12 protein-coding genes are annotated in these 12,317 nt (G+C 35.3%); 9 read left to right on the forward strand and 3 right to left on the reverse strand.

Features of this window, described 5'->3' with window-relative positions; translation table 11 throughout:
• Nucleotides 1–39 precede the first annotated feature (39 nt).
• The gene (locus ACH6EI_RS12180; RefSeq protein ID WP_397377364.1) at nucleotides 40–690 is read left to right on the forward strand and encodes a hypothetical protein; all 651 of its coding nucleotides are present in this window, start codon (nucleotides 40–42) and stop codon (nucleotides 688–690) included.
• A gap of 47 nt (nucleotides 691–737) precedes the next feature.
• Here ACH6EI_RS12180 and ACH6EI_RS12185 read toward each other — a convergent pair whose 3' ends face one another.
• Entirely contained in the window at nucleotides 738–1,469 is a 732-nt protein-coding gene (locus tag ACH6EI_RS12185) for a suppressor of fused domain protein (RefSeq protein WP_028413273.1), read from the reverse strand.
• Between the two features lie 226 nt (nucleotides 1,470–1,695).
• On the opposite strand from ACH6EI_RS12185, the gene ACH6EI_RS12190 reads away from it, so the two are divergent.
• The 6 genes from ACH6EI_RS12190 to mbcS all read left to right on the forward strand — a co-directional run bounded on the left by ACH6EI_RS12190 (nucleotide 1,696) and on the right by mbcS (nucleotide 7,846).
• Complete coding sequence (locus ACH6EI_RS12190; protein WP_028413274.1) at nucleotides 1,696–2,067, forward strand: DUF2750 domain-containing protein; 372 nt, start codon at nucleotides 1,696–1,698, stop codon at nucleotides 2,065–2,067.
• 39 nt (nucleotides 2,068–2,106) lie between these two features.
• The gene (locus ACH6EI_RS12195) at nucleotides 2,107–2,925 is read left to right on the forward strand and encodes a TetR family transcriptional regulator (protein ID WP_099331018.1); all 819 of its coding nucleotides are present in this window, start codon (nucleotides 2,107–2,109) and stop codon (nucleotides 2,923–2,925) included.
• A gap of 111 nt (nucleotides 2,926–3,036) precedes the next feature.
• A complete protein-coding gene (locus ACH6EI_RS12200; protein ID WP_155916280.1) occupies nucleotides 3,037–3,195 on the forward strand; it encodes a hypothetical protein in 159 nt (52 codons plus the stop codon).
• A gap of 30 nt (nucleotides 3,196–3,225) precedes the next feature.
• Nucleotides 3,226–3,906: an immunity protein Imm33 domain-containing protein gene (locus tag ACH6EI_RS12205; RefSeq protein ID WP_051418568.1), complete on the forward strand. Its 681-nt coding sequence runs from the start codon at nucleotides 3,226–3,228 to the stop codon at nucleotides 3,904–3,906.
• A 1,504-nt stretch (nucleotides 3,907–5,410) separates the two neighbouring features.
• Nucleotides 5,411–6,109 carry a hypothetical protein gene (locus ACH6EI_RS12210; protein ID WP_014459981.1) on the forward strand — a complete coding sequence of 233 codons (699 nt, stop codon included), beginning with the start codon at nucleotides 5,411–5,413 and terminating at the stop codon, nucleotides 6,107–6,109.
• A gap of 156 nt (nucleotides 6,110–6,265) precedes the next feature.
• On the forward strand, nucleotides 6,266–7,846 hold the full coding sequence (gene mbcS / locus ACH6EI_RS12215) for an acyl-CoA synthetase MbcS (RefSeq protein WP_098626523.1): 1,581 nt from the start codon (nucleotides 6,266–6,268) through the stop codon (nucleotides 7,844–7,846).
• A gap of 43 nt (nucleotides 7,847–7,889) precedes the next feature.
• Here the strand turns inward: mbcS and ACH6EI_RS12220 are convergent, their stop codons facing one another.
• Entirely contained in the window at nucleotides 7,890–8,852 is a 963-nt protein-coding gene (locus ACH6EI_RS12220) for a VanW family protein (RefSeq protein WP_033579048.1), read from the reverse strand.
• Nucleotides 8,853–9,252: 400 nt separating this feature from the next.
• Here ACH6EI_RS12220 and ACH6EI_RS12225 point away from each other — a divergent pair, with 400 nt between their 5' ends.
• Nucleotides 9,253–9,711, forward strand: a complete 459-nt coding sequence (locus ACH6EI_RS12225; RefSeq protein ID WP_013057155.1) for a MarR family winged helix-turn-helix transcriptional regulator — start codon at nucleotides 9,253–9,255, stop codon at nucleotides 9,709–9,711.
• Between the two features lie 36 nt (nucleotides 9,712–9,747).
• On the opposite strand, the gene ACH6EI_RS12230 is transcribed toward ACH6EI_RS12225, so the two are convergent.
• Nucleotides 9,748–11,259, reverse strand: a complete 1,512-nt coding sequence (locus tag ACH6EI_RS12230) for a class I adenylate-forming enzyme family protein (protein WP_033579047.1) — start codon at nucleotides 11,257–11,259, stop codon at nucleotides 9,748–9,750.
• A 411-nt stretch (nucleotides 11,260–11,670) separates the two neighbouring features.
• Here ACH6EI_RS12230 and ACH6EI_RS12235 point away from each other — a divergent pair, with 411 nt between their 5' ends.
• Nucleotides 11,671–12,315, forward strand: a complete 645-nt coding sequence (locus ACH6EI_RS12235) for an SDR family oxidoreductase (RefSeq protein WP_028413280.1) — start codon at nucleotides 11,671–11,673, stop codon at nucleotides 12,313–12,315.
• Nucleotides 12,316–12,317: the final 2 nt, after the last annotated feature.

The following is a 12,317-nucleotide window of genomic DNA, read 5'->3' on the forward strand; positions in this document are numbered from 1 at the left end:
AGAATATATTTCTAAATTATGCACAAAAGGAGAAATCAGATGAAAAAACGTTATATATTCGCACTGCTTGCTCTCTTTCTACTCACGACCGCTTGCCAAAATCCCTCTCCACCTGTGGATAAAACGAGCAGACTAAGTAAAAAAGAGGCTCACGAGTTAGGAAATCACCTTGAACTTGTGAAAGTGGATGTATCGATTGTTACGGATAAACGTTTAGTTGGTTCAACCATTATCACAGAAGGAAAAGACAAAGGAAAAGAGCTCGTGCCTACTAGTTTATATTACGAAATCGACTTAAAAAACACAGGTAAAAAACGCGTTGGGAAAGAACATCCGGACAAAGGAATTGAAATGGAAATTCAGCCTCATATACCATTAAAAAATGCACTAGAAGAGAGCGTTGGCTTCAATGTATTTAATCCTGATGATAATCAAGATAGGTCTGGACTGGGATATGGTTTTTCGTCTCCTAGCATTCTCAGATATAATGAACAAGGAAATTTTACTTTGAATTATGATTTAGGGTTTAAAGGTTCAACTAATAAAGAGCAAGCTTCTCCTTTGAAAGCATCTGACCAACAGTTAAAAAAGCTAGAACTACAACTTTTAGATGGAGTTTTAGTTGTCAAGCAAGAAAAACAGGTGTTAGCCAAATTTGATATGAAAACTAAAAAGAGAATTGAAAAATAATAAACAACGGTAACATGGTAAAAGCCTACTTGACTAAGTAGGCTTTTTTAGAACCACATTTTTTTACATACGTTTTTACGATGAATGTCATATATTTGGCTGATGCCGTGTTTATCAAATTTATCAAGTAGCTTATCAGTTCCACGCTTCATTTTATAGTTCATTTCACTTTCGTAAAGAGGAAGTACATTATAGAACTCAACATCTTTTCCTTCACGGATATGAACGCTCCAGGCTTCTTCTTCAGTTAGTGGAGGGAGCAAAAGAGAAGCACAAAGCTTTGTATTAGAGCTAAATGGTTTAATTGGGTTGTCATTTTGAATCGTGTGACCAAACCCTACCCATGTATCTAATTCATGGGGGAAGCGAGCTAAAAATTTTAAATTTTCAATTGGCCAATATATTTCTTCTTGCTTAAATCCTTCTTCTGAAAGGTCCCATTCTGGTGGTAAAAAACAAAGGAGTTCAGTATAACGACCACCTTCGACTTCTGGCGGAGTATTCATTGCCTTATCACTCATTCCTTGAGTAATAAGCGTATGGTAAGGACGTTCTTCACTAGGTGCAATATGATAGACATCTACATGTACAAGATGAGACATAATTTCATGATAGACCATATAAATAGGTCCAAAATAACGTTCAATATGAGCTTCCATAATCTCTCTTGCTTCTTCATCTATGTCAACATTTGGATCAAAATCCTTACCTGAACCTTTATGAGTGTATAAAACATCCCCTGATTCTGTGTATTCATATTTATCTTCATTGTTTGACATGCTTTTAATTCCTTTCTATCTAGTAATTAGATAAATCAGCTATTTTAAAAGGTAAATAACCTATTTTGGTGATAACCTATGATAGACTTATATTACCATAATCACCTAAATAAAGTTAGTTAGGATTATTCAGTTAAAGCAGGAGGCAGTGGCAGCAGAAAGTAATTAAAGTTATCAGGGATATTTTATTGCTTAAAAACATAACAAGGAAACGAGGAGATTAGCAATGGAACTTGATCTAACTGTAAATTCGAAGAGACGCTACGCAAATTTTGTTAAAAGAGTTTCAGAAAGCACTGTGGTCTGGGGATTAAAAAGTGAAGATGGCTGGTGCGTATGTGAATCGAATAAATATGAACAGACAGTCGTTATGCTTTTTTGGTCGGATGAAGCATATGCAAAGCAATGTGCAGTAGAAGGATGGTCACATTATAAATCAGCATCTATACCGTTGGAGGAATTTATGGATAATTGGCTATACGGAATGAATGACGACGATTTGTTAGTTGGTGTTAACTGGAATGCCAAGTTAATTGGGTTAGAAGTCGAGCCGTATGATTTATTGACAGAATTAGAAGACTTGTTAGAAAAACAGTAGATTTACTTTTCTTTTTTATAATATAAGGAGTGACCAAGTTTGAACATTGAAGCGGCGACTATTTTTAGTATTGAACCTGATGACACTTATTTAACTATTATTGATGCAGATTATAGAGATAAATATGGACTAGTCTTAGTTCAAAAACGTCATAATAAATTCGAACTGTCTGTAAACGGTACTACACTTTATCCACGTTTAAAAATAAACTATCCTTTTGTCAGATGGATTGATTATAAGCATTTTTTGATAATGAATGCCAGAACCAAGGGAGAAGAGCACAATCTTTTTATTATGAATATTGCTGGAGAAGTCATTCGGTCATTTTATTGTGGAGATGCTGTACAAGACATAGCTGTTAGTAAAGATGGAATATGGTGCAGCTATTTTGACGAAGGCGTTTTTGGTGAAGGGATATCAACAGAAGGGTTAGTATTATTTGATAATACAGGTTCACCAACTTTTCAATATCATTCTCATTTACCAGATGCTCCGTCCATTGCAGATTGCTATGCAATTTGCAGAGGTAAAAATATGACACTTTGGCTATATCCATATACAGATTTTGAGTTAATTCAAGTAAATCCCGAGAAAAATTCCTTCATTGTACATCAAACTCCTGAAACGTTACATGGATCACAAGCAATAAGTATTAGAGGAGAATATAGCTATTTTTACAGTCCATACAATAAGAGAGGAGCATTATACAGTTGGAAAGCAGGAGAGAGTAGTTTTAAAAAAATAGGTAAGTTAAGCGGAACCCTTAGAGGGCTAGATACAAGGCAAAAAGCTCATTTTATAGGGATTGAGGAAAAGAACATAAAAGTTTACACCATCATGAACCCAAAAGAGTATTAAAACATAAGTTTAGATTATCTAAAAATTTTATTTATAAAACGAAGGAGTTTCCATGGAACAAAATTATTTTTCTAACCACTGAACCCTATTTTGGTTTCACATTGACTATGAATGGAAGAAAAAAATGTTAGTGTAGATGGGTTTATACAGTATCCCGCTGGCTGGGGAACAGAACTAAAGTTTGAATTTGAAACAGATTTAACTTACATAGATGCGTTTATTCAAGGGTTAGAATCCATTTTAATTCAGTATCCAATTAAAGAAATTTAAATTATATAAATCAAAGAGGTAATGTATTGTATGAAAAATTGGTTCAAAAAACATGCTAACAATAAAAAAATTGAGGATAATACACCTTGGCAATTAGATAACGTTTACAAAAGAAACAAAGAATCTCCTTATACATTTTACAAGCCAAGCAAAGCGGTGACGGATAAATTAAAAGCGGGAGACCTGGTGAAGTTAGTTTTCTTTAGTGATTCAGATACAGATGGTTACAAAGGAGAAAGAATGTGGGTGGAAATTACGGATAGAAACAAAGAGAACTTTGTTGGAAAGCTTGATAATGAACCTTATCATTTAAAGAGCTTAAAACTTGGTCAAATCCTGCATTTTGGCACTGAACATATTTGTGATACTGAATATGAAGACGATGACGCTGAAAAGATGGACTATTACTTTAATGCTCTCGTAACAGTTAGCAATGATGTTTTAGAAAGAAACGAGTTTAATTTCCTGTTAAAGGATAAACCAAATGAACCGAATGATTCAGGATGGGTTATCTTTAGCGGATACGAAGAAGATGAGTTCAACAGTAATCCAGATAATTTTCAAATTGTAGCTCTAGGAGTTGTTTTAAATGTTGATGACTCAATTTTAGCTTTTATAAATGAAACACCGCTATGTGCTTACGAAAGAAATGAGTTTGGGCAATTTGATAAAATTCATGACTACGATTGGGAAACATACCTTAGTGAGTGAAGCCTTGAAACTAGCAACTTGAAAAGTTTGTATGACAAGCGGATGGAGGGGAAGAAGTTATTCTTTTTCCTTTTTTTGCGCTTCTACATTAAATCAACTACTATCACACTGATTCATAGCTACTGTAAACTTGTGATGCAAAATTGTAAAGTTCTAGGATAAACCATAAGGAAATTCCTTAATTACATATAAAATGATACGTACTGGCGTATTCAGGCAATTGCGATTAAGTGAGCGGCCATTTTAACCACTTCTAAGATATAATCCATAGCTTGTACATAATTTAATTCATTTGACTTAAAGTTCGTCATTTAGGCGATTTTTAAGAGTTCTGTTTACAGCCAGCAAATTAAACTTATAAAAGCAAAAACTAGCTGACTTGAAAGAGAACTTACACACTTTAAGGAAAAAGTAAAAGACGATAGGTATTCTAAGGATCTAAGAGTAAGGGAGACCTCAATGATTTTATTTCTTTTTCTAGTTTACATAATATATATTCTAGGAACCAATTGATAAAACACAAATCTTGTCTCATTATAAAAGTATACTTATGATAGTGAGACAAGATTTAAAAATGAGATAGGGTTCGTATTTATATGATCTAACTCACTAAACTAATTAGCATCAAGATTTGTTCTAATTGAACAATTGCAGATATGATTTTATAGAAATACATATGAATTTCACCAGTTTATTTTTAGGATTGATCAGTTCGATTGATTTTTAGATTATAATTAGAGAGTTTGAAAAATGAATGAGTTTACTTATAGAAATTAAGTTTTACACTCATTCATTTTTTCTCATCGTATTCTCAATGAACATTTTGCAAAAAGTTGAAATCTGTTTGCGTTTAATATCTTAAGGATTTATTTGCTACTGAACGTATATTTTTCATTTAGTACATATGTTTGCATTAAATGGATTTTTATTCATTTATAAAAGTCAAAACCTCGTATTTTCTGCAATAAAATACATCATTTAGTATTTTTATTCTATAAAATTCTGTGTTAAAATTACAGCAAACCCCTTTCCTATCAGCTTTTTAGTGATTTTAGTTGTAGTTTCCTTTTTCATCGGGTATAATATTAAACAAATAGATGACGGTATAAATTGGATGTCATTATCCAGTTTTAAAGGAGCGATACTCATGAACATTACAATTTATTATGGAAATCATGAAGATAAAACAATTCATACAATGGATTGTCACGTAGATATCGATTTAGATGATGAAGATATGGTAGCTTTAACAGAAGCTCGTTAATGAATATATAAAAGGCTGTGGATGCTTTTCATCTGCAGCCTTTTATTTTTTTTGCTCCCCCTCTTCTTTTCCATCTTTTAATGACCGCTACGTTTTAAGATCATTAGCTACTTTTATTATAAAATTTCAAATTCTCCGTTAACTCCTCTTTACTTTTCGACACATTTTTTGTATCATTAGATAAGAACATATGTTCGTTTTATTTTTTATCGTATTGATGATCACAAGGAGTGTTTTTGAATGACGGTACGAAAAAGAAAAAGAAAGAAGCTCCCTCCTACCCTATCCAACACAGGCTTTATTGGAGCAACGTTTGCTGATACAGATGAATTAGCACGCAACGAATATCACTTTCCTCGTAAACAAATGAAAATTACCCATCATGTCTTAGATGCTTTGCTTCAAGGGGCAACACACTTATTTCAACAGCATAAAGTTGAAGCCGCTATCTCATGCGTGTATCTGCCTAAGTACAAAAAGATCGGTTTGGTTCTTTCTAAACAACCTTTTGGCCGCGATGAAGGCATTGGGTATTTTATTAATTACTTAAAGGAAATCGGACATATTGAATGGGATGAAAAAACGAAAGACTACGAAATACATAATACGAGTTTTATCGGCGTGGTATTTGCAGATCTAGAAAAAATTGCTAAGTTCACCTTCGACTTTGAGTTAGAATTACTGTCGAAGTTTGTCAAGGACTTAATTATTCCCGCTAAAGAGCTATTCTTGCAGCATAATGTAAAAGCGTATCTCTCAGGCGTTGAAAATGAAGATCAGCATAAAGTAGGGTTTGTTTTATCGATTAAGCCTTATGATGAACGTAAGGAAGCAGACTTATATTTTGTGGAATACTTAAAAGAACGTGGTTTATACGAAGAGGACGAGTCTGAAGAAGAGCTAGTACCTATTCATACAAAATGGAGCTTATTTAAATAACATATGTTATACCCGCTGTCGTAATAAGACAAGCGGGTCTTTTTTTGCTTTTTTACTAAAACCCAAAACAAATTAGTAGCAAGTACTAATAGTTAGTAATATAATAATAGTAATGATAAAAAATCATTGATATCTATAATATAAGGAGTCGTTTTTATGATTCAACTAAAAGATTTAGTTCCAAGTGAACATTACAACTTAACAGAGGAAATTGAAAAACATGCATCCGATCAACTTGCGCTAAAGTGGCAGGACGCTGACGGTGTGCGTGAGGAAATTACATATAACCAGCTGTTAGCAAAAGCAAATAAGGTGGCAAACGGGCTAACGGAGCTAGGATTAACAAAAGGCGATCACGTGTTGGTTATCGCACCTCGCCTTATTGAATCGTATGCTATTTACTTAGCATGCTTAAAAGCAGGTATTATTGTAATTCCTTCTTCAGAACTATTACGCGCAAAAGATATCCAATATCGTTTACATCACGCTGAAGCAAAAGCGATTATTTCTTACCATCCTTTCTGCAATGAGATCGATAAGATTGAAAACTTCCCTACTTCTCTACAACATAAAATTACATTTGGTGCTGATGTTACGTCGTGGACGCGCTTAGAGTCACTTACAGCGGATGCATCAGAACAGTTCCAAGCAGCTAACACAACTAAGGATGATACGGCATTCCTTCCTTATACATCTGGTACAACAGGACAGCCAAAAGGCGTTGTTCATACTCATGGATGGGCTTATGCTCACCTTCGTATCGCTGCTGCTGAATGGTTAGATATTAAAAAAGGCGATACGGTCTGGGCAACAGCAGGTCCTGGTTGGCAAAAATGGATTTGGACTCCGTTTTTATCTGTACTTGGACAAGGTGCAACAGGCATTATTTATAACGGACGTTTTGAACCTAAAAAGTTTTTAGAAATTTTACAGGATGAACAAGTAAACGTACTGTGCTGCACGCCAACAGAGTATCGCTTTATGGCTAAAATTGATGAGCTTGAACGTTTTGACCTGTCTCACCTTCATAGCGCTGTATCTGCCGGAGAACCGCTAAATGAAGAAGTAATTAATGTGTTTAAAAAATATTTTAATATCCAAGTACGTGATGGATACGGCCAAACGGAAAATACCCTTTTGATTGGTACCTTAAAAGGTGTAAAAACGAAGATTGGTTCAATGGGTAAACCGATGCTTGAAGGGTTTGTAGAAATCATTAATGAAGACGGCGAGCCTTGTAAGCCTGGAGAAGTTGGAGACATTGCCGTTCGTAGAGACCTCCCTTCTCTTTTCAAGCACTACTATAAAGACATGGAGCGCACTGAGAAAACGTATAAAGGAAACTACTATTTAACAGGCGACCGCGCTTCTAAAGATGAAGATAACTATTACTGGTTCCAAGGACGCGGAGATGATATCATTATCAGTTCCGGCTATACAATTGGGCCATTTGAAGTTGAAGATGCATTAATTAAGCATCCAGCGGTGAAAGAATGTGCCGTTATAGCTAGCCCAGATGCTGATCGCGGCCATGTTGTAAAAGCGTATGTGGTTCTTGTCGATCATGCAAAAATAACAGATGCAGGGTTTATTAAAGAGCTGCAAAATCACGTAAAAACTCTTACTGCACCTTACAAGTATCCTCGCGTAATTGAATTTATTGATGAATTACCAAAAACTAATTCAGGTAAAATTCGACGTGTGGAACTTCGTGAACGCGAGCAACAAAAAGCATAATAAATGAAAAAAAGACGTATCTGTTAGGATACGTCTTTTTTTATTAGATAGCACGCTGTGAAGTACGAACATCTACCGTTAAAACACCTGTATTTACGTTTGCATATGCTTTAATGATGACAGGATAATCTTTGTTGTTTGTGAACTTAAAATCAGGTCCTCCCCACGATACGGTCGCATCTCTTCCCGCAGGTACATAACCTACATGTTTTGAATGGTGAGACCTAGCTGTCACTTGAAGACCAGCGCCGTCAATCGCGTTAAATAACGTAGAAGATGTTTGACAAATACCTCCGCCAATTCCCATCACCAGCTGTTTATTGATAATTTCAGGAGCAGGCTGATAGCCTCTTTCTGCTGTGCGCTCCCCAACTGTTTGATTATAAGAAAATGAATCTCCTGGTCCTAACACAACGTTATTAATTGCTTCTGCTGATAGCTGAACATTTCTATTTCTGCTTGTATCACTTGGACGAAAACGTGTAGAATACGAAGCTAATGATACATCGGCGATCCCTTGAGCAGATGCTGCCGTGACATTTGGAGCGGTTTCGTATATCGGAACCTTTACCTCCAATTGTTTCGTATTTAAGTTCTGCAGATTTTTAACAAGTTCTGCTTCTTTTAAGATGATTTGCTTGGATCCGCCAGTCAACGATCCATTTTCATCTATTTTTATGTTTTGCATAGGTGTATCGATCCCTTTTGCCAGCTCAGACGCTAACTGTTTAATTTCTTGATCATATACACCTTTATCCTTGTAATGAACCGGCTTGAATTCTTTCATTACTTCTCCTGTACGGGAATCTTTTAACTGATACGTCAGTTCTTCGACTTTAAGGACTGGCTTTTTCTTTTTCTCAGCCTTTTTTTCTGGTTTTTTAGCCGCTTGTTTTTGTTCTATCGCAGCTGTTTGCTTTGCGGAATGATTTGTATACATGCCGTACGCAATAAACGCACTAACAATTGTCGCGCCAAGCAAGAGCGCCCCTAAGACTTTCTTCATGTAATTGAATCCCCCCATATCTCGGCTTTACCTCAATATGTTTTTTCTATAAAAATATGTATACATTCATTTTATACAAACATCTTATAAAAGACGATCTGCCAAAGTGAATACTCACCATTTTTTATATTTTTTTCTTTATTCAACACATGAGGTAAAGCGGAATGATGTTCATAGACCCCATTTTTTCTTATGAACTCAATAGAAAACAAATGTTGTATGCGTTTCCTGTTATTACTATTCTTATATATAATAGCACGAAAACAAGGATTTTTTAACGAATTATGGTAATTATTTTAAAATTTTTCTGACAATTTTCGCGGTGTTGTTCATTTTTCTATGGGCATTATACATGGTATAATGGTAAAAATGGAATTTGTTTTATGAGGAGGATTTACGCTTGACTGAACGTTATAGCAAAGAAGAGATTAGTCATCAGCTAGAAAGTATAGATCATGTAAAAGAAGCTCTTTTAAAATATAAAAACACCGTAATCGGTGAGAAATATGATTTGCTTCCCTACCATTTAACTTCAACAAAAGAGGCAATCTTAAAGACGATTCACGATAAAAAAAGCTGTATTGTTAGCGATATCACAAAAGTACTTGGGCTCTCACCCGGTGCTATCACCATTGTATTAAATCAATTAGAAGATGATGAGCTTGTGAATCGTATATATAAAAAGCAAAACCGCCGAAGCGTGTGGGTAGAGTTGACAGAAAAAGGCGAAAAAGTTGTCGAAATATTGCAAGCTACTCGTGTCGATTTTTGGTCAGATTTACTTTCACACTTATCAGAAGAAGAAAGAGATCAATACTTTCACATTATGAAAAAAATATCTCAAAAATTACAGCAATAAATATAAAAAAAGCGGCTATAAAGGCCGCTTTTTTTATTATGCGTGTGCTAAGGCTTGTTTTTTCACTTCGTTTTTCAACACTTTTCCTACGCTGTTTTTAGGAAGTGATGAAACAAATACAACAGTTGGCACTTTATATGGTGCTAATCGTTCTTTACAGAAATTCACTACGTCTTCTTCAGTTAGAGCTGACGCTGCTTGTTTAACAACAAATGCATATGGAACTTCGCCGTACACATCATCAGGCATGCCGACAACTGTCGCTTCTAACACACCGTCTGCTGCTAGGACAACTTCTTCTACTTGATCTGGGTAGATGTTGTCTCCTCCATATACAATTACATCTTTATAGCGTCCTTCAATATAAAGAAATCCGTCTTCATCTAATCGACCTGCATCGCCCATCGCTAACCAGCCATCTTGTAAGACAGCGTTTGTTGCTTCTTCGTTTTGCCAGTAGCCTTTAAATAGATAAGGGCTTCGTACAAGCACTTCACCTTTTTCTCCAGTTGGAACTTCTTGACGTGTTTCTGGGTCTACAATTTTAACTTCCACATGTGGAGCCGGTTTCCCAGCTGAGCTTACTTTCTTCCATCCCATTTGAGGATGCCATGAACTGATAATCCAAGCTTCTGTGCTTCCGTATCCTTGAGCTAAAATCATACCGTTACGGTCATATTGTTCGATTAAAGACTCTGATACTTTTGTTCCGCCTGACACAGCAAGTTTTAGAGGGAAATCATAGTGATCTCCTTTTTCAAGCTCTTCTACGATGTATTTTAATGCTGGTGGTAGTGCAAACAGCATTTTAATGTTTTCTTTTTCGATTACCTCAATTACTTTAGCTGGATCTGTTTCTTCAGAACATACCATTGTGTTTCCTGTGTTAATGCACATAAATAAAATGCTCATCGAACTCATGTGGAAGAATGGATGAACAAATAAATAGCGCATGCTTTTATCAATATTTGCACGTTCTTCCTGTCCGCCAGAGTTTAAAAAGGCACTTACCGATCCGTGTGCAATCATACATCCTTTTGATTTACCTGTTGTACCTGATGTAAACATCATTAATGCTAAATCTTCAGGAAGTACTTCAGGAAGTGCTTCTGGTGTGTTTGTGTTATACGCTGAGAATTGAGTTGTAAATTCTTTTGCATCCTCAATTTTTAACGTAAAGCTAAGTCCAGCCGTTTGTTCCGCTTTTTCTAATACAGACGTAAATTCATTGTGGTGGATAATCGCTTTTAACTGTCCGCTTGTAATAATGCTATCAAGCTCATAAGGCGTCATGCTCTTACTTAATGGAACAACGACTGCTCCCACTTGTAAAATCCCCATTGTAACAACTGGGTAAGCAATGCTTGTATGAGCTAAAATACCAATACGATCTCCTTTTTGAATTCCTTTCTCTAAGAAGTAATGAGACAATTGATTTACTTTTTCATGAAATTCATTAAATGTATAACGTTCATTATGTTCAACTAGTGCTTCATGTTGAGGAGAAATCTCTGCACGTTCTGCGACTAAGTATTGTAATGTGTTCATTTTATCCTCTCCTTTGTCCGCTCGGACTAAATATTTCGTTCGTGAATATTTTAATGACTAAAACATAATAACAAAAAATTTTTCCGAAGTAAAAGTTTAAAATTATCAAAATGTGTTTATATAGGTTGTATCGGGAAATGTTAAAAGAGATACTGTTTTTAAGAAGTGTTGTATTACCAAGGGTTTGAGAAAAATTTACAAAATTTAAACAGTTCAGACACTGGGTTTAATGAACTATTTTTTTCCTTTTTTTGTTTGTAAATTAGTTTTTATTTCTTGTTTTTCATTTTTTTAATATATTTTCTTACTTTCCCCTTATTCACCGGATTTTGAGCTCATTCATTGAATGAAAACGGTGAATATGAAACAATAATATATAAGTATTTGGATTTGAAAGGAGCAAATTTAGACATGAAAGTTCTTGTAATTGGTGCGAATGGTCAAGTAGGCAAACATATTGTAAACATTTTGAATGAAAGTGATGTGCACACTGTACGTGCGATGGTTCGTAAAGAAGAACAAGCAAAAGAGCTTGAAGCAAGAGGTGTAGAAACGGCTTTTGCAAGCTTAGAAGGCACTGTGCATGAAATTAAGGAAGTGATGAAAGGCTGTGACGCCGTTATCTTTAGCGCAGGATCAGGCGGCAGCACAGGTCATGATAAGACACTTTTAATTGATTTAGATGGAGCAGTAAAAGCGATGGAAGCTGCAGAAGATTTAGGAATTAAACGATTTGTGATGGTAAGCGCCCTTCAAGCACATCACCGTGAAAACTGGAATACTTCACTAATTCCTTACTATGTAGCCAAACATTATGCAGATAAAATCTTAGAAGCAAGCGGATTAACATATACAATTGTTCGTCCAGGCGGATTGTTAAACGAACCAGGAACAGGACGTGTAGATGCCGGTGAGAACAAAGAGCGCGGATCCATTCCTCGTGAAGATGTCGCGCGTGTGGTAGTAGAAACGTTAAGTGAAGATCATACATTCGGACGTTCTTTTGATTTAGTTTCAGGTGATACACCTATCACAGAAGCTATTCAATCTATTTAATA

Source organism: Priestia sp. JSM ZJ58, from assembly GCF_044383985.1.
Lineage (GTDB): Bacteria > Bacillota > Bacilli > Bacillales > Bacillaceae_H > Priestia > Priestia zanthoxyli.